23 protein-coding genes and 1 pseudogene are annotated in these 25,492 nt (G+C 71.8%); 14 read left to right on the forward strand and 10 right to left on the reverse strand.

The genetic code is table 11. The annotated features are described in order from the left end of the window. Positions 1–25: 25 nt before the first annotated feature. Positions 26–811, reverse strand: coding sequence for an SDR family oxidoreductase (locus F0L68_RS33765; RefSeq protein ID WP_149853948.1), 786 nt, complete (start codon positions 809–811; stop codon positions 26–28). Positions 812–977: 166 nt separating this feature from the next. Between F0L68_RS33765 and F0L68_RS33770 the strand changes: the two genes are divergently transcribed. From F0L68_RS33770 to F0L68_RS33785, 4 genes are all read left to right on the forward strand, one after another. After that, complete coding sequence (locus F0L68_RS33770) at positions 978–2,606, forward strand: ABC-F family ATP-binding cassette domain-containing protein (RefSeq protein WP_149853949.1); 1,629 nt, start codon at positions 978–980, stop codon at positions 2,604–2,606. A 185-nt stretch (positions 2,607–2,791) separates the two neighbouring features. Then, on the forward strand, positions 2,792–3,004 hold the full coding sequence (locus F0L68_RS33775) for a helix-turn-helix domain-containing protein (RefSeq protein WP_149853950.1): 213 nt from the start codon (positions 2,792–2,794) through the stop codon (positions 3,002–3,004). Positions 3,005–3,068: 64 nt separating this feature from the next. Next, the gene (locus tag F0L68_RS33780; RefSeq protein WP_149853951.1) at positions 3,069–3,878 is read left to right on the forward strand and encodes an enoyl-CoA hydratase/isomerase family protein; all 810 of its coding nucleotides are present in this window, start codon (positions 3,069–3,071) and stop codon (positions 3,876–3,878) included. Positions 3,879–4,112: 234 nt separating this feature from the next. Then, a complete protein-coding gene (locus F0L68_RS33785; protein ID WP_188316973.1) occupies positions 4,113–5,981 on the forward strand; it encodes an ABC transporter ATP-binding protein in 1,869 nt (622 codons plus the stop codon). A gap of 249 nt (positions 5,982–6,230) precedes the next feature. Here F0L68_RS33785 and F0L68_RS33790 read toward each other — a convergent pair whose 3' ends face one another. The 3 genes from F0L68_RS33790 to F0L68_RS33800 form a co-directional block, all read right to left on the reverse strand. Continuing rightward, positions 6,231–7,013 carry a VOC family protein gene (locus F0L68_RS33790; RefSeq protein ID WP_149853953.1) on the reverse strand — a complete coding sequence of 261 codons (783 nt, stop codon included), beginning with the start codon at positions 7,011–7,013 and terminating at the stop codon, positions 6,231–6,233. A gap of 106 nt (positions 7,014–7,119) precedes the next feature. Beyond that, the gene (locus F0L68_RS33795) at positions 7,120–8,709 is read right to left on the reverse strand and encodes a penicillin-binding transpeptidase domain-containing protein (RefSeq protein ID WP_149853954.1); all 1,590 of its coding nucleotides are present in this window, start codon (positions 8,707–8,709) and stop codon (positions 7,120–7,122) included. 91 nt (positions 8,710–8,800) lie between these two features. Beyond that, complete coding sequence (locus tag F0L68_RS33800) at positions 8,801–9,541, reverse strand: SIS domain-containing protein (RefSeq protein WP_149853955.1); 741 nt, start codon at positions 9,539–9,541, stop codon at positions 8,801–8,803. Positions 9,542–9,651: 110 nt separating this feature from the next. Here F0L68_RS33800 and F0L68_RS33805 point away from each other — a divergent pair, with 110 nt between their 5' ends. From F0L68_RS33805 to F0L68_RS42810, 3 genes are all read left to right on the forward strand, one after another. Further along, a complete protein-coding gene (locus F0L68_RS33805; RefSeq protein WP_149853956.1) occupies positions 9,652–10,407 on the forward strand; it encodes a DeoR/GlpR family DNA-binding transcription regulator in 756 nt (251 codons plus the stop codon). Next, entirely contained in the window at positions 10,400–11,578 is a 1,179-nt protein-coding gene (locus F0L68_RS33810) for an MFS transporter (protein WP_149853957.1), read from the forward strand. Before F0L68_RS33805 ends, F0L68_RS33810 begins: the two co-directional genes overlap by 8 nt. Before the next feature lie 482 nt (positions 11,579–12,060). Continuing rightward, positions 12,061–12,216: a hypothetical protein gene (locus tag F0L68_RS42810; RefSeq protein ID WP_188316974.1), complete on the forward strand. Its 156-nt coding sequence runs from the start codon at positions 12,061–12,063 to the stop codon at positions 12,214–12,216. Positions 12,217–12,234: 18 nt separating this feature from the next. Here the strand turns inward: F0L68_RS42810 and F0L68_RS33815 are convergent, their stop codons facing one another. Then, positions 12,235–12,825: a nucleotidyltransferase family protein gene (locus F0L68_RS33815; RefSeq protein WP_223199368.1), complete on the reverse strand. Its 591-nt coding sequence runs from the start codon at positions 12,823–12,825 to the stop codon at positions 12,235–12,237. Positions 12,826–12,988: 163 nt separating this feature from the next. Between F0L68_RS33815 and F0L68_RS33820 the strand changes: the two genes are divergently transcribed. Continuing rightward, entirely contained in the window at positions 12,989–13,222 is a 234-nt protein-coding gene (locus F0L68_RS33820) for a hypothetical protein (RefSeq protein ID WP_149853958.1), read from the forward strand. Between the two features lie 20 nt (positions 13,223–13,242). On the opposite strand, the gene F0L68_RS33825 is transcribed toward F0L68_RS33820, so the two are convergent. Beyond that, complete coding sequence (locus F0L68_RS33825) at positions 13,243–13,998, reverse strand: SDR family oxidoreductase (protein ID WP_149853959.1); 756 nt, start codon at positions 13,996–13,998, stop codon at positions 13,243–13,245. A gap of 138 nt (positions 13,999–14,136) precedes the next feature. Between F0L68_RS33825 and F0L68_RS33830 the strand changes: the two genes are divergently transcribed. Beyond that, positions 14,137–14,463, forward strand: coding sequence for a winged helix-turn-helix transcriptional regulator (locus F0L68_RS33830; RefSeq protein WP_223199369.1), 327 nt, complete (start codon positions 14,137–14,139; stop codon positions 14,461–14,463). A 54-nt stretch (positions 14,464–14,517) separates the two neighbouring features. Here the strand turns inward: F0L68_RS33830 and F0L68_RS33835 are convergent, their stop codons facing one another. Then, positions 14,518–15,744, reverse strand: coding sequence for a glycoside hydrolase family 88/105 protein (locus F0L68_RS33835; RefSeq protein WP_149853961.1), 1,227 nt, complete (start codon positions 15,742–15,744; stop codon positions 14,518–14,520). A 215-nt stretch (positions 15,745–15,959) separates the two neighbouring features. Here F0L68_RS33835 and F0L68_RS44420 point away from each other — a divergent pair. Beyond that, a pseudogene (locus F0L68_RS44420) lies at positions 15,960–17,063 on the forward strand (RNA-guided endonuclease InsQ/TnpB family protein). A 272-nt stretch (positions 17,064–17,335) separates the two neighbouring features. Here the strand turns inward: F0L68_RS44420 and F0L68_RS33845 are convergent. Then, positions 17,336–18,349 carry a serine hydrolase gene (locus F0L68_RS33845; RefSeq protein ID WP_223199371.1) on the reverse strand — a complete coding sequence of 338 codons (1,014 nt, stop codon included), beginning with the start codon at positions 18,347–18,349 and terminating at the stop codon, positions 17,336–17,338. A 135-nt stretch (positions 18,350–18,484) separates the two neighbouring features. Beyond that, positions 18,485–19,324, reverse strand: coding sequence for an alpha/beta fold hydrolase (locus tag F0L68_RS33850; RefSeq protein ID WP_149853962.1), 840 nt, complete (start codon positions 19,322–19,324; stop codon positions 18,485–18,487). A 168-nt stretch (positions 19,325–19,492) separates the two neighbouring features. Between F0L68_RS33850 and F0L68_RS33855 the strand changes: the two genes are divergently transcribed. Further along, complete coding sequence (locus tag F0L68_RS33855; protein WP_149853963.1) at positions 19,493–20,212, forward strand: alpha/beta hydrolase; 720 nt, start codon at positions 19,493–19,495, stop codon at positions 20,210–20,212. A 129-nt stretch (positions 20,213–20,341) separates the two neighbouring features. Further along, positions 20,342–21,613 (forward strand): SAM-dependent methyltransferase, encoded by a 1,272-nt coding sequence (locus F0L68_RS33860; protein ID WP_223199372.1) that lies wholly within the window; start codon positions 20,342–20,344, stop codon positions 21,611–21,613. A gap of 43 nt (positions 21,614–21,656) precedes the next feature. Here the strand turns inward: F0L68_RS33860 and F0L68_RS33865 are convergent, their stop codons facing one another. Further along, positions 21,657–22,640 carry a YeeE/YedE thiosulfate transporter family protein gene (locus tag F0L68_RS33865; protein ID WP_149853965.1) on the reverse strand — a complete coding sequence of 328 codons (984 nt, stop codon included), beginning with the start codon at positions 22,638–22,640 and terminating at the stop codon, positions 21,657–21,659. Between the two features lie 206 nt (positions 22,641–22,846). Here F0L68_RS33865 and F0L68_RS33870 point away from each other — a divergent pair, with 206 nt between their 5' ends. After that, entirely contained in the window at positions 22,847–23,635 is a 789-nt protein-coding gene (locus tag F0L68_RS33870; RefSeq protein WP_149853988.1) for an SIR2 family NAD-dependent protein deacylase, read from the forward strand. A gap of 197 nt (positions 23,636–23,832) precedes the next feature. Beyond that, a complete protein-coding gene (locus F0L68_RS33875; protein ID WP_149853966.1) occupies positions 23,833–25,371 on the forward strand; it encodes an AMP-binding protein in 1,539 nt (512 codons plus the stop codon). The last annotated feature ends 121 nt before the right edge of the window (positions 25,372–25,492 follow it).

Below are 25,492 nucleotides of genomic sequence, written 5' to 3' on the forward strand. Positions count from 1 at the left end.
ACCCGCAAACTTCACGGCCTTGCGGCTAGCCGAGCGTGCCCGTGGCCAGGAGGCCGCCGTCGACGCGGACTGTCTCCCCGGTGATCCACGACGCCGCGTCGGAGGCGAGGAAGGCGACCAGCCTGGCCACGTCCTCCGGCGTGCCGAGCCGCTTCATCGGGTAGCCGGCGGCGGCCTCCTCCTCGCGCCCGGTGTAGAGCGCCTCGGCGAACTTGGTCTTCACCACGGCGGGGGCGACCGCGTTCACCCTGACCTTGGGCCCGAGCTGCCAGGCGAGCTCCTCGGTCAACCGGATCAGCGCCGCCTTGCTCGCGCCGTACGCGCCGATCACCCCGGTCGAGCGGATCCCGCCGACGGAGGCGATGTTGATCACAGCACCGCCGTGCTCCGCCATCCACGCCTTCAGCGCGAGCTGCGTGAAACCCAGCGCCCCGACCACGTTGACGTCGAAGATCTTGCGCACCGCGTCGAGGTCGGCGTCGGCGAGCGGGCCGAACACCGGGTTGATGCCGGTGTTGTTGACCAGCACGTCCAGCCTGCCGAACCGCTCGACGGTGCCGCGCACCGCAGCCGCCCGGTCGTCGTCGTTTCCCGCGTTGCCCGGCACGGCGAGCACCCGGCTCGGGTCGGCCCCGGTGTCCGTCGCGAGCCGCGCCGCGGCGGCCTGCACGGCGTCGGCCTTGCGCGCGGTGATCGTCACGGACGCGCCCCGGCTCAGCAGCTCGGCGGCGATCGCGAGGCCGATGCCCCGGCTCGCGCCCGTGATCAGCGCGGCCCTGCCGGCGAAGTCCTGCACGGTGGTGGAGGTCATGCCGCACCGTACCCAGGAGTAGCCAACGGCACACAAAACCGATCGACGGCAGCCAGTAGGATGGTGGCGTGGTCATCCTCATGGAATGAGTCGCCTTCTGGCTCGCCGGCTCCGGTCGGCGGGCAGATGAGTCCTGCCTGCGACCACCATTTGACGGAGAACTTCCTTGATCACCGCCACTGATCTTGAGCTGCGCGCTGGCTCGCGCATCCTGCTGTCCGACGCCACCCTCCGCATCCAGCCCGGCGACCGCATCGGCCTGGTCGGCCGCAACGGCGCCGGCAAGACCACCTCGCTGCGCGTGCTCGCGGGCGAGGGCCAGCCCTACGCGGGCGAGGTGCACCGCACCGGCGAGCTCGGCTACCTGCCGCAGGACCCCCGCGAGGGCGACCTCTCGGTCATCGCCAAGGACCGCGTGCTGTCCGCGCGTGGCCTCGACCAGCTGCTGCGCGACATGGAGAAGGCGCAGACGGCCATGGCCGAGCTGGTCGACGACGCCGCGCAGGACGCCGCCGTGCGCAGCTACGGCCGCCTCGAGGAGCGCTTCTCCGCGCTCGGCGGGTACGCGGCCGAGAGCGAGGCCGCCAGGATCTGCGCGAACCTCGGCCTCGCCGACCGCATCCTCGACCAGCCGCTGCGCACGCTGTCCGGCGGCCAGCGCCGCCGCGTCGAGTTGGCGCGCATCCTGTTCGCCGCCTCCGACGCCGGTGCCGGCGGCAAGTCCAGCACGATCCTGCTGATCGACGAGCCGACCAACCACCTCGACGCCGACTCGATCGCCTGGCTGCGCGGGTTCCTCAAGGGCCACGAGGGCGGCCTCGTGGTGATCAGCCACGACGTGGAGCTGCTGGCTGACGTCGTGAACAAGGTGTGGTTCCTCGACGCGACGCGCGGCGAGGTCGACATCTACAACATGACCTGGCAGCGCTACCTCGACGCGCGCTCCGCCGACGAGAAGCGCCGCCGCCGCGAGCGGGCCAACGCGGAGAAGAAGGCCGGCGCGCTGATGGCGCAGGCGGACAAGATGCGCGCCAAGGCCACCAAGGCCGTCGCCGCGCAGAACATGGTCAAGCGCGCGGAGAAGCTGCTGTCCGGGCTCGACGAGACCAGGCAGGCCGACCGGGTCGCCAAGATCCGCTTCCCGGAGCCCGCCCAGTGCGGCCGCACGCCACTGATGGCCGAGGGCCTGAGCAAGTCCTACGGCTCGCTGGAGATCTTCACCGGCGTCGACCTGGCCATCGACAAGGGCTCACGGGTGGTCGTGCTCGGGCTCAACGGCGCTGGCAAGACCACGCTGCTGCGGCTGCTCGGCGGCATGGAGAAGGCCGACAGCGGCGGCGTCGTGCCCGGCCACGGCCTGAAGCTGGGCTACTTCGCGCAGGAGCACGAGACGCTGGACCACGAGGCGAGCGTCTGGTCGAACATCCGGCACGCCGCCCCGGACACCCAGGAGCAGCAGCTGCGGTCGCTGCTGGGCACGTTCCTGTTCAGCGGCGAGCAGCTCGACCAGCCCGCCGGCACGCTCTCCGGCGGCGAGAAGACCCGGCTGGCGCTGGCCGGCCTGGTCTCCAGCGCCGCGAACGTGCTGCTGCTCGACGAGCCGACCAACAACCTGGACCCGGCCAGCCGCGAGCAGGTGCTCGACGCGCTCCGCCGCTACCAGGGGGCCGTTGTTCTCGTCACACACGACCCCGGAGCGGTCGAGGCGCTTGAGCCCGAGCGGGTGATCCTGCTGCCGGACGGCACCGAGGACCACTGGTCGCCGGACTACCTCGAACTCGTGCAATTGGCCTGATTTCGGGCCGTTCTGGACCCGATCTTGCGGGAAGTCGCGCCGGCTGCCAGGTGATCAGCCGGTTCTATCGCCATGACCACTCACCGATCATTTTGCTTGATCACCTGGCGTAAGCGCCGCTGTTGTTCGATCATTGCGACGACAGGGGCCGCATGAGGCCCGACCTGCTTGGAAGGAAGCGGGACATGGCGACTGACCTCAAGAAGGGCGCTCGTATCACCGGCGCTACACGGGACAAGCTGGCCGCTGATCTGAAGAAGAAGTACGAAAAGGGCGCCAGCATCCGTGCTCTCGCCGAGTCCACCGGGCGTTCCTACGGTTTTGTGCACCGGGTTCTGTCGGAATCCGGCGTGCAGCTTCGTGGGCGTGGTGGGGCGACGCGCACCAAGAAGAAGTAGGCTACCCTCCGGTAACAACTGCTGTGCGCCGACGAACGCGGCGCCCGCCACACCGGAGGTTTCCTTGCCAGCACCGGACATCGACGCTGGCTTGCTAGAGCGTGGCGGCGTGCGCCTCGCGGTCGACGGCCCGCGCGCGACGATCACTCTGCACCGTCCCGACGTGCTCAACGCACAGACGCCGACCACCTGGGCGGCGTTGCGGGAGATCGGTTCGAGGCTGGACCCGGACGTCCGCGTGGTGGTCGTCCGGGGTTCCGGTCGTTCGTTCTCGGCCGGTCTGGATCGCGGCATGTTCACCCCGGACGGCCTCGACGGCCAGGGCCTCGCCGCGCTCGGCACCGCCCCGCGCGAGGAGGCCGAGGCGGCCATCGCCGAGTTCCAGCAGGCGTTCTACTGGCTGCGCGACCCGGCGAGGGTGACCGTCGCCGCCGTGCAGGGCCACGCGATCGGCGCGGGCTTCCAGCTCGCGCTGGCCTGTGACCTGCGGGTACTGGCCGAGGACGCGAAGCTGTCGATGGCCGAGACGAGCCTTGGGCTGGTGCCCGACCTCGGCGGCACGCTGCCGTTGGTGCGCGCCGTCGGCTACTCGCGCGCGGCCGAGATCTGCCTGACCGGCCGGCGGGTGCCGGCCGACGAGGCGCTGCGCATCGGCCTCGCCAACCGGGTCGTGCCGGTCGACGGGCTCGACGCGGCCGTCGACGAACTCGTCGCCGGCCTGCTGCGGCCGATGCCCGGCGCGGTCCGCGAGACGCTGGCGCTGCTGGCGCACGCCGCCGACGGCCCGACTGCGGAGAGTCAGCTCGCCGTCGAGCGCGCCGCGCAGGTGACCCGACTGCACGAACTCGCGGCGCTGCTCACCGTCCAGTCCTGACCCGATCGACGGCAGAGGGTTCTCGGCCGGGTCCGTCGCTGGGCCGACCGGGTCTGTCGGTGAACCGGTTCGGAGTCCGAATAAGCCATCGGTGAACGTCGATCGGGAAGCGATCGACCCGCGCCCGCGTTGATCCCATCGAGTGACGAGTGCACGATGGCTCGGCACCGTGGGGGTCTGACCAGACAAGCGCGCCGGCCGGACCCATAGAAATCTTTTATGAGGAGCCGGCCGGTGGATGGTTCGTGGATGTTGATGCGCGGCATGATGCAGCGCGCCGATACGCCGAAGGGAATTCGGCGCGGAACCCTGCGCCGGGTGCTGAGATTCGCGCGTCCACACCGGCTCAGCCTGATCATCTTCCTGCTGCTGACCGTGGTGTCGGCGGTTCTTGCGGTGTCCACGCCGGTGCTGGCCGGTCGCGTCGTCGACGCGATCATCAAGGGCGGCTCGGTGTCCTCCGTCGTCGTGCTTGCCGTGGTGATCGCGCTGATCGCCGTGCTCGACTCCGGGCTCGGCCTGGTCGAGCGGTGGCAGTCCTCCCGGATCGGCGAGGGCCTGATCTACGACCTGCGGCGCGCGGTGTTCGAGCACGTGCAGCGGATGCCGGTCGCGTTCTTCACCAGGACCCGCACCGGGGCGCTGGTCAGCAGGCTCAACAACGACGTCATCGGCGCGCAGCGGGCGTTCACCTCGACGCTGTCCGGCATGGTCACCAACGTCATCCAGCTGGCCCTCTCGCTCGGTGTGATGTTCACGCTGTCCTGGCAGGTCACCGCGCTGGCGCTGGTGCTGCTGCCGGTGTTCGTGCTGCCGGCGCGCCGGATGGGCAACCGGATGGCCGACCTCCAACGCGAGGCCGCCGGGCTGAACGCGGGCATGACCACCCAGATGACCGAGCGGTTCTCGGCGCCGGGCGCGACCCTGGTGAAGCTGTTCGGCCGGCCGAAGCCGGAGGCCGAGGAGTTCGGCGACCGGGCAAGGCGGGTCCGCGACATCGGCATCCGAAACGCGATGGCGACCCGCTGGTTCATGACCGGCCTGACCCTGGTCTCCGCGCTCGCCCAGGCGCTGGTCTACGGGCTCGGCGGCTACCTGGCGCTGACCGGGCACCTCGCCGCCGGCACCGTCGTCTCGCTCGCCCTGCTGCTTACCCGCCTCTACGCGCCGCTGACCGCGCTGGCCAACGCCAGGGTGGACGTGATGACCGCGCTGGTGTCCTTCGAGCGGGTCTTCGAGGTGCTCGACCTCAAACCGATGATCACCGAGGCGGCCGAGCCGAAGACCGTGCCGGAGGACGGGCCCGTCTCGGTGGAGTTCACCGACGTGCGCTTCGCCTACCCCGCCGCGGACCGCGTCTCGCTGGCCTCCCTCGAGGAGGTCGCCACCCTGGACGCGCGCGGCGGCGAGGAGGTGCTGCACGGCGTCAGCTTCCGCGCCGAGCCGGGACAGCTCGTCGCGCTGGTCGGCTCGTCCGGGGCGGGCAAGTCCACCATCGCGTCGCTGGTGCCCCGGCTCTACGACGTGGACCAGGGCTCGGTGCGGCTGGCCGGCGTGGACGTCCGCGAGCTTGGCTTCGACTCGGTCCGCGACACCGTCGGCGTGGTCACCCAGGACGGCCACCTGTTCCACGACACGATCGGCGCGAACCTGCGCTACGCGCGGCCGACCGCCACCGACGAGGAGCTGTGGGACTCGATCCGTCGGGCCAGGCTCGAGGACCTGGTCGCGTCGCTGCCCGACGGGCTCGACACCGTGGTGGGGGAGCGCGGCTACCGGCTGTCCGGCGGGGAACGCCAGCGGCTCACCATCGCCAGGCTCCTGCTGGCCCGGCCGAAGGTGGTGATCCTGGACGAGGCGACCGCGCACCTGGACTCCGAGTCGGAGGTCGCCGTCCAGGCCGCGCTGACCGAGGCGCTGCGCGGGCGCACCTCGCTGGTGATCGCGCACCGGCTGTCCACCATCAGGGCGGCCGAGCAGATCCTCGTCGTTGAGGCCGGCCGCGTCGTCGAGCGCGGCACGCACACCGAGCTACTGGCCAAGGGCGGCCGGTACGCCGACCTCTACCGCACGCAGTTCGAGGAGCAGCCCGCCGTCGCGTGAGCCGTGCTCGCGTCTGGACCCACCGCGCATCGGCGCAGTGGGTCCAGACGCTGTTCGGCCAGTGCTGCCGTCTGGCAGGTGCGGTGTCCGGGAGCGTTGTCGGTGGCCTTCCGGGATCCAGATTGTGTCTCGCAAGGCGCCGCCGCGTCCCCATCCCGGTGTTGGATGGGGGCGTGGTGGCAACGCCGCGAGGCGCGATCTGGGCCCGGAAGGACCCGGCGAACGCTTCTGGACACCGCACTAGACCTGCTAGCCCTGGGCCGGGGTGCTCATGATCGAGAACATCGCGCCCTGCGGGTCCCGGATGGTCGCCATCCGGCCGTAGGGGGTGTCCGTCGGCTCGCTGACGACCGTCCCGCCGTTGTCGGTGGCGGTCTTCGCTGCCGCGTCGGTGTCCGCCACGCCGAAGTAGACCTTCCACTGCGCCGCCGTGCCCTCGTCCGCGGGGTAGATCCCGCCGACGTCACGGCCGGCCGACCGGAAGGTCGTGTAGTCGAAGTCCTCGGACATCGGCCCGCTGATCTCCACGCCGAACGCGGCGGCGTAGAACGGGCGAGCCACGGCCACGTCCGTGGTGGCCAGCTCGTTCCACACGAACGTGCCAGGCTCGTTGGCCAGCTCCGCGCCCTTGTGCCGGCCGGCCTGCCAGGCCCCGATCATCGTGCCGAGCGGGTCGAACGCGACCAGCATGCGGCCGAGGTCCATCACGTCCATGGCGGGCATCATCAGCCGGCCGCCGTTCGCCTCGATGGCCGCCGCGGTGGCGTCCACGTCGTCGCTGGCCAGGTAGGTGGACCACGCGGTGACCGGCGGACCGGCTTCCGGCGGGCTCATGTCCGGCATCTGCTGCATCAGCCCAGCCACGTTCTTGCCCTGTAGCTGAGCGTTCGTGTAACCGCCCGTCTCGGGCGGGCCGACCTCGAAGTCCCAACCGAACAGTGCGCCGTAGAACTTCTTGGACGCCTCGATGTCCGGAGTGGACAGGTCGATCCAGGTCGGCGTGCCCTGCGAATACGACGTTATTTCAGGCATAGTGACCTCCCTGGCGCGCGGACGCGACGCCCGCGACCGCCGCGAACCATGCTCGCACCGGTCCGCACTGCCCGCCATCGGCGGCGCGGACGGGGGACGTCCGCGGTTAACCCGAAGCGCCGAGGAAGCTCGCGGCGACGGTGACCGCGACCTTCGACGAGCCGCCGCCGACCACGAGCACCGCGAACGCCAGGTCGCCCCGGTAGCCGACGAACCAGCCGTGGTCGGCGCCCTGCGGGTTCTCCGCCGTGCCCGTCTTCCCGTAGACCGCGCCGAGCCCGGCAAGGCCCTGCGCGGTGCCGCTGGTGACGACCTCCCGCATCATCGGCCGCAGCGCGCCGAGCACGGCGGGGGACGGCGCGGCGCCCGGCGCCTTCTGCACGATGGTTTCCTTGCCACGTAACAGAACCGGCGTCGGCACCGAGCCGCGCGCGACCGTCGCCGCGACGAGCGCCATGCCGAACGGGCTGGTCTGCACGTCGCCCTGGCCGAAGCTGTCCTCCACCTGCCGGTCGCCGGAGTCTGGCGCCGGCACCTTGCCGGTGTTGGTGGTCATGCCGGGCACGTCGAAGTCGGCGCCGAGGCCGAAGCGCAGCGCGGTGGCCGGCAGCGCCTCGCGCGGCAGGGCCCCGCCGAGCTTGGCGAAGGTCGTGTTGCAGGACTGCGCGAACGCGGTGTGCAGCGGCACCTGCCCGAGGTCGAACTTGTTCTCGTTCGGCACGGTGCGGGTGCCGACCGTCGCGACGGCGGGACACTGCAGGACGGTGTCCGAGGCGGCCGCGCCGGCCTGGAGCACGGCGCCGGCCGTGATGATCTTGAACGTGGAGCCGGGCGGGCGCAGGCCGCTGAGCGCGTCGCCGGTGTTCTGCGCGACGCCGAGGATCTCGCCGGTGGACGGCTGGATGGCCACGATCGCGGTCGGCTGCGGGGAGGCGTTCACGGCCTGCTGCGCCGCGTTCTGCACGGTCGGGCTGAGCGTCACGGTCACGGTCTGCGCGGCTGGTCCCTGCTTCTCCTTCAGGGCGGCTGCGTCCGCGCCTGCCGCGTTCACCGCGACGATCCGCCAACTGCTGCCGTCGGCGAGGCCGCCGATCGCCTGGCGAATCCCGGCCATCACGGCAGGCGCGAAGGTCGAGTCCTGGGGCAGCTGCGCGCCGTTGCGGTCGAGCAGGCCGCCCTTGCCGAGGTCCGGCCTGAACGCCAGCGTCTGGCCGTCGGTGAGCGTGGGGTTGACCACCGAGGCCGCCCAGTGCACCTGCCACTTGTCGCCTGCGCGGCGCAGCTCCATGGCGCTGGGATAGGTCCACGGCTGGTCCTTGGGGATCTGCCAGGTCGCGGTGAACGGCACGGTGACGGTGGTCGCCGCCGGGTCCTCGGCCGGCGCCTGCCCGATGGTCGCCTGGAGGGTGGCGGGGCCCATGCCGCTGCGGGTCAGGTCGAGCTGCTTGCGGGCCGCATCGACGCTGTCGGTGAGCGTGGCCGCGGCTGCCGTGTCGCCGCGCGACAGCGCCGTCGTGAAGCGCTCCGCGGTCTGCGCCGCGCTGGCTACCGGCGCGGCGGTCGACCCGGTCTGCGACGAGGCCGTGCGCGTCGGTTCCTGGTGGTGTGGCCAGATCGCGATCACCGCCCCGAGCACGATGCCGACCGTGACGACCGCGCCGCCGATGACGATCACCCGGCGAGTGGTCCGGTTCATGGTGGTGCCCCCTGTCTCGGGGCGCGCCAGCGGAACCGTCCCCCGACGCCCCCACGCCTCCCCGGCCACCACAGTAGCGAGAGAACGCCGATCAGCCGAGGGCGTCGATGCGAACCTGGTACCGCCGCAGGAGATCGGCGTTGGCCGCGTCGCCGCCCTCGACGTTGGAGCTGCGCCACAACGGCAGCTGCACGCCGGTCCGCGCTGCCTTGTCGACCAACCGCACCAGCAGCAGATTCCACAGGAACGCGCTGGCCAGCGTGGAGATCGGCGCGGAGACGGGCGCGTCCGGCGGGTAGGTGGAGTCACCAGGCGGCACCAGGTTGTCCAGCACGACGGTGGCGTTCTGCGCCAGCGTGGTGCCGGCCCGGCGCGGCGCGGTCGAGCTGGCCTCCACCGAGGTGAACGCGACCACCGGGCAGCCGGCCTCGCGGGCCGCGATGGCCAGTTCGACCGGGTACGGGTTGACCCCGGAGGTGGAGAACACCACGAGCACGTCGTGGGCGGCGAGCTGCGCGTCGGCGAGCACCTCGGCGGCCAGCCCCTCGCGTCGCTCCGCCGAGGTGCTGCTGATCGCGCCGTGCAGCGGCAGCAGTTCGGGGTGGTAGAGCGGCCGGACGCAGGCGAGGCCGCCCGCCCGGTAGAAGGTCTCGGCCACCGCGGCCAGGGAGTGTCCCGCGCCGGCCGTCAGCACGGTTCCGTCCGCGTGCACACAGGCCAGCACCAGCTCGGCGACGTCGTCGAGAGCCCCGGCGTTGTGTCGCTCGACCCGACTCAGGTGCGTGCGGACCAGATCGCCGTAGTCCGAGCCCGTCACGGTTTCGGCCGTCATGCGCGCTACCTCCTAGATCACGCCACCGCCTGCGTGTGGTCCATACCACTGTGCCGGGTCGGTCAAGTATCCACTTGCACTTCGCACGCGGATCATGTTCGTATGAACGAGTGGATAGTGCGGAACGATACGAGGTGATCCTGCGCGCCCTGCGCGAGCGGGAGCGGGTCGCGGTCGGCACGCTCGCGGAACTCACCGGATGCTCGGAGATGACGGTGCGCCGCGACCTCGACGCCCTGGAGCGCGAGGGCCTGCTGCGGCGGGTGCGCGGGGCCGCGGTCAACATGCTCACCGGCGAGGAGACGCCCTACTCGGCGCGCACCAGGCAGCGGATCGAGGCCAAGCGCCGCATCGGCGCGGCGGCCGCCGCCCTGGTCGACGACGGCGAGAGCGTGGTGCTCGACGGTGGCACCACCACGCTGGAGGCCGCCAGGGCGCTCGTCGACCACCGGCTCACGGTGCTGCCGCTGTCCCTGCACGGCGCGGACGCGCTGCGCGCGGCCGACCAGATCCGGCTCGTGCTGCCCGGCGGCGAACTGCGCGCAGGCGAGCTGTCCTTCGTCGGTCCGCTCACCGAGCACGCCTTCCAGGTCATGCGGTTCGACACGATGCTGCTCGGCTGCTGCGCGCTCAGCGTGCGGGACGGCGTGTCCGCGCACGACCTGGCCGAGCTGGCCGTCAAGAGCGCGGCGATCACCGCGTCCGCGCGGGTGATCGCGGCGGTGGACAGCAGCAAGCTCGGCCGCACCGCCTTCGGCCGGGTCTGCCCGGTCGACCGGCTCGACATCGTGGTCACCGACCGGGACGCCGCGCCGGAGCAGGTCGCGGCCATCCGCGAGGCCGGCGTCGAGGTGCACCTTGTCTGACGCACCGCGCTCCGGCGTCGCGGGCGCGGCGACGCGGCAGGCCAGGTCGGCGCGCGTCGCGACCGCGCTGGTCTTCGCGCTGCACGCGGCCGTGTTCGCCTCGTGGACCCCGCACATCCCGCTGGTCAAGGACCACCTCGGCCTGCACGACGGCACGCTCGGCCTTGCGCTGCTCGGCGCTCCGGTCGGCTCGGTCTGCGCGATGCTGCTCGCCGGCCACGCCGTGGCGCGCTGGGGCAGCAGGCGGGTGGTGTTCGCGACGCTGCTCGGCTACCTGGCCTGCGGGCCGCTGCTCGGGCTCGCCTGGTCGCCCGGCGCGCTGTTCGGCGCGCTCGCCCTGTGGGGCGCGTTCCAGGGCTCGCTGGACGTGGCGATGAACGCCCAGGGCGTCGCGGTGGAGCAGGCCTACGGCAGGCCGATCCTGTCCAGCTTCCACGCCTGGTGGAGCCTCGGCGCGTTCGCCGGCACCGGGCTCGGCGCGCTCGCTATCGCCATGGGGATCGACCTGACCGTGCAGCTCACCGGCCTCGCGGTGCTGCTCGGCGCGGCGGCCTGGCCGCTGATCCGGCGGATGCTCGGCGACGACGGCGCGACCGAGGAACATCACCTCGGGGTGCCGTGGCGGGACCGCAGGATCATGCTGCTCGCCGCGCTGATGTTCGCCGGCCTGCTCTGCGAGGGCGCGGTCGGCGACTGGGCGGCGGTGTACCTGCGCGACTCCCTCGGCGTGCCGGCGTCCTCGGCCGGGCTGGGCTACGCGGCCTTCGCGGTCGCGATGTTCGCCGGGCGGGCCATGGGCGACCGGTGGGTGGCCAGGTACGGCGCGGCCAGGGTCGTCGCGACGCTCGCCGCGCTCGGCGCGGTCGGCCTCGGCTGCGCGCTGCTGGTCGGCCAGCCCTGGCTGGCGCTGATTGGGTTCGCCGCCTTCGGGCTTGGGCTCGCCTGCATCGTCCCGGTCGCCTTCAGCGCGGCCGCCGCCGGATCCGACGGGCACGCCGGCCAGGCCATCGCCGGGGTCGCGACGGCGGGCTGGGCAGGCTTCCTGCTCGGGCCGCCGCTGATCGGCCTGCTCGCTCAGGCCAGCTCCCGGCCGGTCGCGCTGGCGCTGCTTCCTTTGCTGTGCGTCGGTATCGTCGCTGGGGCGCGGAATCTGCCTGGTCGTGCTCGTTGACCTGTCGGTGCGGCAGGGTCGACTGTTCGCTCGGGCCGGCTCTCGGCCCGTTGCGTTGGCGCTGCTTCCCTTGCTGTGTCTCGGTATCGTCGCTGGGGCGCGGAACTTGCCTGGCCGCGTCCGCTGACCTGTCGGCGTGACAGGGGCAGCCTGCTTGCCCAGGTCAGCTCTCGGCCGGTCGCGTTGGCGCTGCTTCCCCTGCTGTGCGTCGGTATCGTCGCTGGGGCGCGGAATCTGCCTGGTCGTGCTCGTTGACCTGTCGGTGCGGCAGGGTCGACTGTTCGCTCGGGCCGGCTCTCGGCCCGTTGCGTTGGCGCTGCTTCCCCTGCTGTGCCTGGGCATCGTCGCTGGAGCGCGGAGCCTGTCCGGCCGCGCCCGTTGACCCGTCGGCGCGACAGGGCCAGTCTGTTCGCCCAGGTCAGTTCCCGGCCGGTCGCGCTGGCGCTGCTTCCCCTGCTGTGTCTGGGTATCGTCGCTGGGGCGTGGAGTCTGCCCGGTCGCGTCCGCTGACCTGGCGGCGCGGCAGGGTCGGCCTGCTCGTTCAGGTCAGTTCTCGGCCGGTCGCGTTGGCGCTGCTTCCTTTGCTGTGCCTCGGCATCGTCGCCGGGGCGCGGAGCCTGCCCGGCCGCGCCCGCTGACCCCTCGACGCCACAGCGTCAGCTCGGCAGGTCCTCGGGGCGGTCGACGTCCTCGCCGGAGGCCACGTCCGCGCACGGCACGTCCAGCACCGGGTTGCGGCGCAGGTAGTCTCGCGCCCCGGCATCGCCGACCGCGAGTTCCGCGACGCCTGCCCAGTGCGCGCGGCCGATCAGCACGGGATGGCCTGGCCTGCCCTTGTAGCTGGCCCGGACCAGAGCATCCGGCGAGGTGTGCGCGGCGACCCGCCGCACCGCCGCGGCCGTCACGCCGGGCGTGTCCACCGGCAGCACCAGGACCGCGTCGACGGGCGCGTCGGCCAGCACAGCGAGCCCGGCGCGCAGCGAGGAACCCATGCCGGACACCCACTCCGGGTTGTCCACCAGCACGGCGTCCGACAGGTCCGCCCGCTCGCGCACCTCGGCGGCCGACGCACCGAGCACGACGACGACCGGCGCGCAGCCGCCCCCGGCCAGCGCGGCGGCGGCCGCCTCGACGAACAGCTGTCCCCGGTGCTCCACCAGCGCCTTGGGGCCGCCGAACCGGCGTCCGCCGCCGGCGGCGAGCAGCAGCCCGGCCACGGCCGGCGGGGTGATCGGGTTCGTTGGCACGGGAGGAGGGTAGGCCGCGCGGCGGGACGATCGTCGAGGTTCGCCCCAAGACACAGGTTAAATGTCGGAATTGTCGGACAGTCGGTGTGGATCAGTGCTAGGAACGATCGGTGACCACCGCGACCGAGCAGCCAGCGACCGGCCAGGAGAACGGAGTGAACCGTTGAGGGATCCCAAGTCCTACGACGCGCTGTCGTCCTTCGTTGGCATCGTCGGCCTGTACGAGGGGCTGATTCCCTTTCCCGCCAAGATCTTCGGCTGGCATCCGCTGCTCGCGCTGCCGGTGCGCCTGGCGAGCCCGGCGTGGTGGATCGTGTCGGGAGCCGTCCTGGTGGCCGCGTTCGCGGCGCTGGTCGTCATCGACAACGCCAAGAAGCGGCACGCGGGCGGCGGGTAGCCGCCGCCCGCGCACAGCGGTCATAACGTGCCGTGGTTCAGCAGCCTGCCGCCGTCAAGGACCAGCGACTGGCCGGTGATCCAGGCGGCATCGTCGGACAGCAGGAACGTCGCCGCCGCGCCGAGGTCGCCCGGCTCGGCGAACCGGCCGAGCGGGTAGGTGGCGGTCAGCTCCTGCTCGCGTGAGCCGTAGTACGCGCGGCTCAGGTCGGTGGGCACGATGGCGGGCGCGATCGAGTTGACCCGCACCGTCGGCGCGAGCTCGAAGGCGAGTTGCCTGGTCAGGTGGGTCAGCGCGGCCTTCGCCGCCGAGTACGCCGCCCCGCCGGGAATCGCCACCTCGCCGGCGATCGAGGACACGTTGAGCACCGCGCCGCCGTGCTCGCCGAGCCAAGCGCGCCAGGCGACCTGCGTCCACCCGAGCGTGGCCACCACGTTGATCTCCATCGTGGCGCGGAAGGCGGCCAGGTCGGCCTCCACCGCCGGCACGCCGAACTCCTCGGCCCCACCGGTGTTGTTCACCAACAGGTCCAGCGAGCCGAACCGCTCGATCGCCGTCTGCACGGCGGCCTCGCGGTGCTCGGGATCGTTGGTGTCGCCGGCGACCGCGATGGCGCGGTCCGCGCCGAAGCCGTCGGCGACCTCCTGCAACTTGTCCGCGCTGCGGGCGGTCAGCACCACCCGCGCGCCCTGCTCGACCAGGGCGGACGCGATGTAGAAGCCGATGCCGGTGCGGCCGCCGGTCACGAGCGCCGTCTTTCCCTCGAAGCGTGTCACAGTCCCAAATCCCCTCGTATCAGTTACTTCTGGTAACTGACCTCATCTTTGAGTACCGTGGGGCAGATGCGGAAGACGGCACTAATTCCTGCCTCAGTTACCCGGGGAGAACCGCAGCAGCGCTGCCTCGCTCGGGACGTGTTCGACCGCATCGGGGACAAGTGGTCGGTCGAGGTGATCTACAACCTGACCGAGGGCACGCGGCGGTTCACGGAACTGCGCAGGGAGATCGACGGGATCAGCCAACGGATGCTGACCGTGACGCTGCGGGCGCTGGAGCGGGACGGCATCGTCCGCCGCACCGTGTTCCCGGTCGTGCCGCCGCGCGTCGAGTACGAGTTGACGCCGCTCGGCGAGACGTTGCGGAGCCTGATCGGGGCGCTGGTCGACTGGTCGACCGAACACACCGCCGACGTCGACGCGGCCAGACTCGACTACGACCGGCGCGTGCCGGAAACCCTGTGAGCACAGGGCTTTCGGCGCGCGCCGGCCGTGGAGCCGTCAGCGGCCGAGGAGCCGTCAGCCAGCCTCGAGCAGCGCGCCGGTCGGGTGGCCGGCGAACTGTTCGTTCATGATCAGGAACGAGCCGAGGCCGTGGAAGTCGTTGGCGGCCCTCGGCCTCGACAGGTAGTAGCTCAGCTCGCCGACGTTCGTGCCGGTGCAGATGTCGGAGATGGTGGTCAGCCCATCCGAGCCGACGGACACCGTGCTCAGCACGCCGCGGTAGCCGCGCGCGGCCACGGCCGCGTTGTCCTGGGTCACGTAGCCGCGCTGCACCGCCCTGGACACCACGTAGCTGAACATCGAGGACCCCGAGGTCTCGGTCCAGTTCTGCGGGTTCGAGCCTTTGTCCACCACCTGGAACCATCGGCCGGTCCTCGGGTCCTGGTAGCGCGCGATGCCGCGCACCAGGTTGCCGACCATCGCGATGATCTTCGGCCGGTCCGGGTGGTCGGCCGGCAGGATGTCCAGCACGTCGACGCAGGTCATGCCGTACCAACCAACAGCGCGCAGCCAGAACTCCGGCGAGCGGTGCGTCTTCGGGTCGGCCCAGGTCTGCTTCCCCGACTCGTCGTAGGCGTGGTAGAGCAGGCCGTTCTGGCTGGCCAGGTGTGCGGTGTAGAGCTGGAGTTGTTTGACCACCTCGGTGTTCGCGTAGGCCGCGTCGCCGAACTCCTTGCCGTAGCCCGCCAGGAACGGCAGCGCCATGTAGGTGCCGTCGGCCCACAGCTGGTGCTGGCGGCTGGTGGCGTGCCAGAACGCGCCGTCTGCGTTCCTCGGGTAGGTGTTGAGCCGGTCCCTGATCTGCTTGGCGGCGATCCGATACCTGTCCTGTCCGGTCTCGGCGTGCAGGATCACCAGGAGCGTGCCGCAGCGCATGCTGTCCAGGCTGTTGAAGCTGTTGCTGATGCTGCCGTCCGCGCCGACGAACCGGTCGACCCAGTCCTTGACGTAGCCGAGGTACCGCGCCGTGCCGGTGCGCCGGTAGACCAGGTACTGCCCGTACAGGTACAGGCCGACGGCGTAGCCCCAGCCGCCGATGGAGGCCGGGGTCGGGAAGCGCTTCAGGGTGGACTCGACGACCGCGACCGACCAGTCGGCAGGCGCCGCCGAGTTCGGCGCGAGCAGGGGTGTGGCTGCGGCGGCTGGTGCGGCGGCGGCGAGCGCGCCTGCGCCGAGGGCGAGGCCGCCGGCGACCGTGCCGGTGAGCCGGAAGAAGTCACGTCGTGACCGCAGACTGGTCATCGGGTTCCTTTCGTGGATACCCCAGGCTTCAGTCCGGGGAGGAAGCGAAGCCCCTGCGGAGCAGAGCAGGGAAAGTCGAACCGCCGTCGGGCGGTTCGTCGTCCACCACCCACCCGGCCACGGGGTTCACCATCAAACTCTGTACATTGTGGATGGTGGCCAGGCAGGTGAGGCGGGCGTTCAAGTACCGCTTCTATCCCACCGACGCGCAGGCAGTGGAGCTGTCGCGCACGTTCGGCTGTGTGCGGAAGGTCTACAACCTGGCGTTGCAGGCCCGCGCCGAGGCCTGGACGTTGCGGCGGGAACGGGTGGACTACAACGCCACGTCGGCGCTGCTCACCGGGTGGAAGAAGACCGAGGACCTGGCCTACCTCACCGAGGTGTCGTCGGTGCCGTTGCAGCAGGTCTTGCGGCACCTGCAAGGGGCGTTCACGAACTTCTTTGCCAAGCGGGCCGGGTATCCGCGGTTCAAGTCCAAGCGCGGGTCGCGGGCCTCGGCCGAGTACACCAGCTCCGCGTTCCGGTTCCGGGACGGACGGTTGAGCTTGGCGAAGATGGTCGACCCGCTGGCCATCGTGTGGTCCCGGCCCCTGCCCCAAGGCGCCACGCCGTCCACGGTGACCGTCAGCCGCGACCCGGCCGGGCGCTGGTTCGTGTCGATGCTGTGCGAGGACATCCCGGCTTTGCTGCCCTCGGTCACGACGGCGGTGGGTATCGACGCCGGTATCACCAGCCTGGTGACGCTGTCCACCGGGGAGAAGATCACCAACCCGAGGCACGAACGCCAGGACCGGCGGCGCTTGGCCAAGGCCTAGCGTGCGCTGTCCCGCAAAACCAAGGGCTCGAACAACCGGGACAAGGCCCGGGTGAAGGTCGCCCGAGTCCACGCGAGGATCACTGACCGGCGCAGGGACTTCCTGCACCAGCTCACCACTCGACTCGTGCGTGAGAACCAAACGCTCGTGATCGAGGATCTGACCGTCCGCAACATGGTCAAGAATCGCAGGCTCGCCCGTGCCATCTCGGACGCGTCCTGGTCGCAGTTGCGGTCCATGCTGGAGTACAAGGCCGGTTGGTACGGGCGGGACCTGGTCGTCGTCGACCGGTGGTTTCCTTCCTCGAAGTTGTGTTCGGCCTGCGGTGTCCTGCGGGCGGGGATGTCGTTGAGCGTCCGTATGTGGACGTGTGGCTGCGGTACGACCCTTGACCGGGACGTGAACGCGGCGGTCAACATTCGTGCCGCCGGGCTGGCGGTCCAAGCCTGTGGAGACGGTGTCAGACCTGCTCGTGCGCACGCACGAGCGGGCAGCGGTCGGTGAAACAGGAACCCTCCCGGGCGACCGGGAGAATCCCCGTCCTTCAGGACGGAGAGTAGTCAAGCTGCTCCTCACGCGAACGAGGAGCCCGCGGCGGAAGGCTCGGCCTGTGCTGTCCGTGCGGTCGGCGGCTGACGCCGGCCAGCACAAGCTGTACTACCCGCGGCCTGGCGAGGTCAAGACAAGGTCGGACGAATCGACGCTGAAGACTGCCTGAAGTGTCGTGACACGGCCGTTTCCGCCGTTGATCGTCCGATGTCTGGGCGATGGGCCCGTCAGAACCGACCGCCGAAGATGAGCTTCGCGACCTGGCTGTCGGTCACCCTGCCGACCTCCTGGCCGCCCTCGCCGTTGAGGCTGTTCATCACGGCGAGCGTGTAGCGGTGCCCCGGGCCGACGAAGCCGACCGAGTTCATCACCGAGCCGCCCTGCTCGTCCGACCAGCCGTCCTTGTTGCCGGGCTGGGCGGCCGGTCCCGCGCCCCACACGCCCCACTGCTGGTCGGGGTCGACCGCGCTGAGCTGGCCGACGATGTAGTCGCGCAGGTCGCCGGGCAGCGAGCCGAGCACGTAGTTGATCAGCCGGTCGAGATCGTCCGGCGTGCACTTCTGGAAACCCCAGTACGGGTAGAACTTGCTGAACCCGCGCTGCGGCGCCAGCGAGGTCATGCCGTAGCCGGGGAAGGCGTTGTTGAACGTCAGGTGGTCGTCGCCCGCGTAGCGGAACCACAGCGTGTCCGCCGCGTTGTCGTCCGAGCTGTGCAGCATCGCCTGGATCAGCGAGCGGTCCTCGTCGGACAGGTGGATCGAGCCTGCCCGGTCCCGCAGGAACAGGTTGACGCTCATCGCCAGCTTGATCGTGGAGGCCGTCCAGACCGGGGTCGTCGCGTGGTCGTTGCGCCACACCGCGCCGGTCTGCCGGTCCCGCACCACGATGCCGACCGTGCCCGGCCGCTTGGCGACGTAGGCCTGGGCCGCGGCGAAGCGCTGCTGGAAGTCGCAGTCGAAACCGGTCTGCGGCAGCGGGCAGTTCTGCTGCTGCGGCGGCTCGCTCGGCTTGGCCGGGGCCGTGTTCGCCGGGGTGCCCTGCGGCGAGCTCGCGCTCGGCGGCGCGGAGCTGCTCGCCGAGGCACTGGCGCTGGTGGAGCTGGCGGACGTCGAGGGCGTCGTCGACACGCCCTCCTTGGCGGCCACGTCGCCGCCGCAGCCGGTCAGCCCGAGCAGCGCGGCGGCCGCCACCGACATCACCATCAGGGGACGCCATGCACTCTGCCGGGGGACGCGGGTCATTGGCGCAGGCTAGTACGCGACGGACAGTCACCGCCGCTTGCCCAATAGGATGATCGACCGTGACGCTCGTCACGAACCGCCCACGCCAACCGGGTGCGCCGCGTAATGAGTCGTAGGACCCAACTGTCGCAGGACCTAACCGCGGTGCGCGACCAGGTGCTCCAGCAACAGCGCCACCACGGTCTCCGGGGTCTCCTCCGGCACCCAGTGCGAGACGTCCTCGATCAGCTGGAACGTGTACGGGCCGGTCACCCAGTTCTCAACGTCCATCGCCGCCGTCGAGCCGAACGCCGAGTCCTCCGTGCTCCACGCGTACAGCGTCGGCACTGACACCTTCTCGAGCGTGCCGGGGCCGCGCGCGGCCCGGTACCAGTTCAGCGCGGCGGTCAGCGCGCCGGGCTCGGACAGCCGCTGCACGTACTCCTCGATCCGCGACGGCGGGACCCGCCACTCGTAGATCCGGCGCAACGCGGCCGCGTCGTCCTTGAGCAGCGCGCGTTCGGCCGTGCGCGGCTGGCGGAACACCGACATGTACTGCGACCGCTGCTGCTGGTCCTCGTCCTCGCGCAGGGCAGCGCGGAACGCGCCGGGATGCGGCGTGGAGAACACGCTCAGCGTGCGCACCCGGTCGGGATGCTCCGCCGCGACGACCCAGGCGACCGCGCCGCCCCAGTCGTGGCCGACGAGGTCGAACCGCTGCCAGCCGAGCCGGTCCGCCATCGCCAGCACGTCACCGACCAGTTCGGCCATCGCGTAGTCCTCGATCCGCTCCGGCCGGACGCCGGGGGAGTAGCCCCGCTGGTCGGGCGCGACGGCCCGGCAGCCGGCCGCGCCGAGCGCGGCCACCTGCTCCTCCCACTCGATCCCGGCCTCGGGGAAACCGTGCAGCAGCAACACTTCGCGGCCGTCCTCAGGGCCGGCAGCGATGGCGTCGAAGCCGCCGGCAGCGGTGGGGATCTGTAGCTGTTCGGTCACCGCTGCACCCTAGGGGACCGGCCCGACAGCCCCGACGATCAGGTCCGGCCGTGCCGGCGCCACCCATGGATCCGAGGGTGTGACGTGTGCCGCGGCGATCAACCGAGGATCGTCGGCCGGCGAACGTTGCTGCGCGGGGACTCCCGCCGCGACCGGAGGGAGCCCGTCATGACCCGTCAGCCCAGGCTCGACGCACTCGCGCCCGCCACACCGTCCGAGGTGCGGGCCGTCGTGCTCGTGCTGCACGGCGGCCGGCAGCACGACCACGGCCGCGTGCACCGCCTGCGGTTGGCCTATCTGCGGATGGTGCCGCTGGCCAGGGCGCTGCGCCGGGCCGGCCGGCGACACGGCCTTGCCGTCTGGCTGCTGCGCTACCGCTACCGGGGCTGGAACGCGCCGAGCCTCGACCCCGTCGCCGACGCGCGCTGGGCGCTGGCCCGCGCCCGCGCGGTCTACCCGGGGCGGCCCGTCGTCCTGGTCGGCCACTCCATGGGCGGCCGGACCGCGCTGCGCGTCGCCGACGACCCCGCCGTGGTCGCGGTGTGCGCGCTCGCGCCGTGGACCGAAGCCGACGAACCGGTCGCGCAGCTCGCCGGCCGAGGCGTGCTGATCGCGCACGGCGACCGCGAACGCTGGACCGATCCCGCGCTGTCCCACCGGTTCGCCGCGCGGGCCAAGGAGGTCACCGCCAGGGTGTGCCGGTTCGCGGTGCTCGGCGACGGCCACGCCATGCTGCGCCGCGCGGCCGACTGGACCCGCCTGGTCACTGAGTTCGTGCTCGGCGAACTCGGCCTCGAACCGGAGTCGCCGGCCATTGCGGACGCCATGAGTCAGCCGGAGACCGGCGGCCTCGACGTTCCGCTGGGAGGGAGACCCTCGCGTGGTTGAACAGCATTCCGGTGTCGGCGGTGCTGGTGACCTTGAACCCGGTCGGAATGAACTGCGGCACAGGACTGTCGTCTCCACCGGGGAGCGTGGGTAGTTTCCCGTCCGGTAAGGACAATGAGGAGGGACGAAGTGAGCACAGTCCATGCTGGGGGCGGCGCCACCACACGGTCCGGCAGGCCCCTGCCGCGACCGAACGAGGGTGTCTGGCCGGGGCTGGCGACCGCACCGCACTCGCCGTGGCGCGCGTGGATCGCGGAGCAGCTGTTCCGACGCGCCGTCCGCACGCTGCCGCTGCGGGTCGAACTGCCCGGCGGCGTTCGGCTCGGCGCGGGCGGCCCCGACTCGCCGCTGATGCGCGTGCACCGGCCGGGTGCGTTCTTCCACCGGCTCGGCGTCGACGCGAAGATCGGTTTCGGTGAGTCGTACATGGTGGGGGACTGGACGAGTTCGGCCATCGCCGACCTGCTCTCGGTGTTCGCGGCCAGGCTGACCACGCTGGTCCCGCCGAGGCTCCAGGCGTTGCGGCGCTGGGTGGAGCGGCCCCAGCCGAGCAGCGAGCGCAACACCGTCGCAGGCGCGAGGGAGAACATCCACCGCCACTACGACCTGTCCAACGACCTGTTCGCGACCTTCCTCGACGAGACGATGAGCTACTCGTCGGCGTTGTTCGAGGCGGGCTCGACGGACTTGGTTGCCGGGCAGCTGCGCAAGATCGACGGGGTGCTGGACTACGCGGGCGTGCGGGCGGACTCGCACGTGCTGGAGATCGGCACCGGCTGGGGCGGCCTGGCGATCAGGGCGGCGCAGCGCGGGGCGCGGGTCACCTCGCTGACCATCTCGCCGGAGCAGAAGAGGTTGGCGGAGCAGCGGATCGCCGAGGCCGGCGTCGCCGACCGCGTGCAGGTGCTGCTCCGCGACTACCGCGAGGCGCAGGGGCAGTACGACGCGGTGGTGAGCGTCGAGATGATCGAGGCGGTCGGTGCCGAGTACTGGCCGACCTACTTCGGCACCCTCGACCGGCTGCTCAAGCCGGGCGGGCGGGTCGGGCTCCAGGCCATCACCATGCCGCACGACCGGTTGCTGGCCACCCGCGACAGCTACGGCTGGGTGCACAAGTACGTGTTCCCCGGCGGGCTGATCCCGTCGGTGCGGGCCATCGAGCAGAACGTCCGCTTCCACACCGGGCTGCGGGTCGCGGAGTCCCGCAGCTTCGGCGGCGACTACGCGGAGACGTTGCGGCAGTGGCGGGAGCGGTTCGTGGACCGCTGGGAACAGGTGGCGGAGCTGGGGTTCGACGACACGTTCCGGCGGATGTGGGAGTTCTACCTGGCCTACAGCGAGGCAGGCTTCCGGGTCGGCTACCTGGACGTGCGCCAGTTCGCGCTGGCCGGCCGGCCCTGACCGGCCCGGTGGTGGGTGCCGCGGCCGGCGCCCACCACCGTGGTCAGTACGTCGTGCCCGCCGGGACCTGCCGGACGCCGGCCATGCGCTGCGCCGCGCGGGCGAGACCGATCCCGGCGACGATCGCCGCGACCACCACCCACGAGGAGACGTTGAGCTGGGCCGCGCCGGACAGCGCGTGACCGAGGTTGCAGCCACCGGCCAGCCAGCCGCCGGCGCCGAGCAGGGCCCCGCCAACGGCGAGCTGCGCGTAGCGGACCTTTGTCTCGCCCCTGACCAGGAAGCCGCCCGAGGTGCGGGCCGCGACCGCGCCACCCGCGACGATCCCGCCGAGGAACGCGATCAGCCACCAGTTCGGGTTGCCGTCGAGGACGCCGGTGGCCGCGCCGACGGTGCTCGGCCCGAAGCCCGCGCCGCCGACGGCCGCCAGCACCCACCCCGCGACGGTGACCGCGCCGAGCGCGACCCCGGCCGTCGGCCAGTTCCACTGCCAGGCGCGGTCCGGGCGCTCCGCGCCGCGTCGCCACCGGAGCGCGGCGGCCACGATCACCAGGAACACCACCGAGACCGCGAGCGTCGGCAGGCCAAGCACGCCGGGAACCGTCGCGCCGCGCCCGCCGGGCAGCACCGTGGGGCCGGGCAGCACGAGGTCGTGCACGGCCAGTTCGCCGGCCACCCAGCCCGCGAGGCCGACCAGCGCGCCGAGCATGCCGGAGCCGAGCTTGAACAGCAGCCCCGAGACGCAGGACCGCGCGACCGCCATGCCGACGCCGATCAGCAGACCGCCGACGAGATCGGCCACCGGCGCGAACGGCAGGCCCCGGTTCAGGCCCGCGGCCAGCGGCGTGCCGAACAGCACGGCGAGGCCGACGGAGGCGACCGCCACGCCGAGCAGCCAGGCCCGCGCCAGCAGCCAGCGCCGCTCGTACGGGCCGGCGAAGGTGGCGTGGAAGCACAGGCGGCCCCGATAGAGGACGTAGCCCATCGCGGTTCCGGCGACCAGGCCGGTGAGAACTGCGGTGATCATCGTGTGGCGCCCACTTCGACCGTCCGACAGCGAAGGCACCAGCCTAGGGTCGTCGGAGGGGCATCGGCCTGGGTATCGGCGCAGCCGATGGCCGTGCGTCCGGCCGAGGAACCGGCGGGTGCCCGCTCGGCTACCGTGGACCCGTGGCACAGCGTGGTGCGGAACAGGATCGTTCGCCGGACGGGGAATGGGCCGCGGCGGTGGAGTTGTTCGCCGGCGCGCGGCGGATCACGGCGCTGACCGGCGCCGGCGTGTCCACGGCGTCGGGCATTCCGGACTACCGCGGCCCAGCGGGCGTGTGGACCAAGGACCCCGCCGCGCAGCGCATGTCCACGCTGGAGTCCTATCTCGGCGATCTCGAGGTGCGCCGCGCGGCCTGGCGGCGGCGCGCCGCGCACCCCGTCTGGCTCGCCGAGCCGAACCCCGCGCACCGGGCCTTCGCCGACCTTGAGCGGTCCGGGCGGCTGCGCGCGCTGGTCACCCAGAACGTCGACGGACTGCACCAGAAGGCCGGTTCGACGCCGTCGATGGTGGTGGAGCTGCACGGCTCGGCCACCGGCACGGTGTGCGTGGACTGCGGGTCGCCCGGCTCGATGCGGGCCGCGCTGGAGCGGGTGCAGGCCGGCGAGGACGAGCCGGACTGCCCGGCCTGCGGCGGAATCCTGCGGTCCACCGCGGTGTTGTTCGGCGAGCCGCTCGACCCCGAGGTGCTGCGCAGGGCGCGGGCCGCCGTGGTGGACTGCGACCTGCTCGTGGCCGCGGGCACCTCGCTGACCGTGCAGCCGGCCGCCGGGCTGGTCGGCCTCGCCTCGACGGCCGGGGCCGCCGTGCTGATCTGCAACGCCGAGCCGACGCCCTACGACGGCCTCGCCACGGCCGTGGTGCGGCGGCCGCTGGCCGAGGCGCTGCCCGAGCTGGTCGCGATCGCGCCGATCGACGACGCCGAGCGGGCGGCCCCGCTGACCACGTGGGGTGACCCGAGCACGTGGTCGTGAGCGTCGGGTGCGCCGTGCACAGTGCGGCGAGCGGTGTTCGCGGCATGCCCGAGTTCGCCGTGGTCGGGCCGATTGCCGGAGTCGGTCGGGCAGCGTCGCGGCACACCCGGGATGAGCGGGCACGTTGCCGTGACGCGGCCGAGGTCGATCACTTAGGGTAGTTCGACTATCGCTGTCCCCTCCCGGAGGTGCTGGGTATGCGGGTGCCGCTCACCATCGCTGACTTTCTGGACCGCGCCGCCTTCGCCTTCGCGGACAGCACGGCCACCATCGACGAGCCGGAACAACCGGCCGCGCCGGTGCCGACGACCACCTACGGCGAGCTGGCGCGGCGGGCCCGCGCCTGGCAGGCCGGGCTCGACGCGCTCGGTGTCGGCGAGGGCGAACGCGTCGCCGTGGTCAGCCACAACTCCGCGCGGCTGCTGGAACTGCTGCACGCCGTGCCGGCCAGCGGCCGGGTCTGCGTGCCGGTCAACTTCCGGCTCCGCCCCGACGAGGTGAACTACATCGTCGGGCACAGCGGCGCATCGGTGCTGCTGGTCGATCCCGAGGTGGACGAGGCGCTGGCCGGCATCACCGCGCGGCACCGGTTCGTGCTCGGCGAGCAGACCGAGACCGAGGTGATGCGGTTCGACACCGAGCCGCGCCCGTGGGAGCGGCCGGACGAGGACGCCACCGCGACGATCAACTACACCTCGGGCACCACCGCCCGGCCCAAGGGCGTGCAGTTGACGCACCGCAACATCTGGCTCGACGCGGTCACCTTCGCCATGCACACCAGGGCCTGGGAGCGCGACGTCTACCTGCACGTGCTGCCGATGTTCCACTGCAACGGGTGGGGCATGCCCTACGGCCTTGCCGGGCTCGGCGTGCCGCAGGTGGTGCTGCGCAAGGTCGACGGCGCGGAGATCCTGCGCCGGGTCGAGCGGCACGGCGTGACCCTGATGTGCGGGGCGCCCGCGGTGTGGAACGCGGTGCTGGACGCCGCGCAGCAGTGGGACGGCGAGATCCCCGGCCGCGACACGGTTCGGGTGGTGTGCGCGGGCGCGCCGCCGCCGAGCCGCACCATCGCGCGGATGGAGGAGGAGCTCGGCTGGGAGTTCCTCCAGATCTACGGCCTCACCGAGACCGCCCCGCTGCTGACCTTCAACCGCACCAGGGCCGCCGACGTGGACCTGCCGGCGGAGGAGCGGGCCCGCAAGCTGATGCGGGCGGGCGCGCCCGCGCTGGGCGCGCGGCTGCGCACCAGCGAGGACGGCGAGGTGCTGGCCAGGTCCAACGTGGTGCTGGAGGGCTACTGGGAGAACAAGGAGGCCACCGACGCCGCGCTGCGGGACGGCTGGTTCCACACCGGCGACGGCGGGTTCTTCGACGACGAGGGCTACCTGACGATCTCGGACCGCAAGAAGGACGTCATCATCACCGGCGGCGAGAACGTGTCGTCGATCGAGGTCGAGGACTGCGTGTTCAGCCATCCCTCGGTCGCCGAGGTCGCGGTGATCGGCGTGCCGCACGAGAAGTGGGGCGAGACGATCAAGGCGCTGGTGGTGCGGGTCGAGGGTCGGGACGTGACCGAGGCCGAGATCATCGCGCACTGCAAGCAGCGGATCGCCGGCTACAAGGCGCCGACCTCGGTGGAGTTCCGGGACGCGATCCCGAGGACCGCGACCGGCAAGATCCAGAAGTTCAAGCTCCGCGAGCCCTACTGGACGGGCCTGGACCGCAAGGTCAACTGACCGACCCGCAGTAGCACGCCGACGCGCCGCCCCAGCCACGGTTGGGGCGGCGCGCCGCTGTGTGGATCATCTCGATCGCTCAACGTGCAGTTCAGCCCACCATTGACTACCGTCTGTCGTC

Origin of the sequence: Solihabitans fulvus (genome assembly GCF_008386585.1) — a bacterium.
GTDB classification, from domain to species: domain Bacteria; phylum Actinomycetota; class Actinomycetes; order Mycobacteriales; family Pseudonocardiaceae; genus Solihabitans; species Solihabitans fulvus.

Excerpts from the sequence above, each read along its gene's own strand:
- F0L68_RS33765 (WP_149853948.1), bottom strand. The coding sequence starts at position 811 with ATGACCTCCACCACCGTGCAGGACTTCGCCGGCAGGGCCGCGCTGATC.
- F0L68_RS33775 (WP_149853950.1), top strand. The coding sequence starts at position 2,792 with ATGGCGACTGACCTCAAGAAGGGCGCTCGTATCACCGGCGCTACACGG.
- F0L68_RS33790 (WP_149853953.1), bottom strand. The coding sequence starts at position 7,013 with ATGCCTGAAATAACGTCGTATTCGCAGGGCACGCCGACCTGGATCGAC.
- F0L68_RS33795 (WP_149853954.1), bottom strand. The coding sequence starts at position 8,709 with ATGAACCGGACCACTCGCCGGGTGATCGTCATCGGCGGCGCGGTCGTC.
- F0L68_RS33800 (WP_149853955.1), bottom strand. The coding sequence starts at position 9,541 with ATGACGGCCGAAACCGTGACGGGCTCGGACTACGGCGATCTGGTCCGC.
- F0L68_RS33835 (WP_149853961.1), bottom strand. The coding sequence starts at position 15,744 with ATGACCAGTCTGCGGTCACGACGTGACTTCTTCCGGCTCACCGGCACG.
- F0L68_RS33845 (WP_223199371.1), bottom strand. The coding sequence starts at position 18,349 with ATGACCCGCGTCCCCCGGCAGAGTGCATGGCGTCCCCTGATGGTGATG.
- F0L68_RS33855 (WP_149853963.1), top strand. The coding sequence starts at position 19,493 with ATGACCCGTCAGCCCAGGCTCGACGCACTCGCGCCCGCCACACCGTCC.
- F0L68_RS33865 (WP_149853965.1), bottom strand. The coding sequence starts at position 22,640 with ATGATCACCGCAGTTCTCACCGGCCTGGTCGCCGGAACCGCGATGGGC.
- F0L68_RS33875 (WP_149853966.1), top strand. The coding sequence starts at position 23,833 with ATGCGGGTGCCGCTCACCATCGCTGACTTTCTGGACCGCGCCGCCTTC.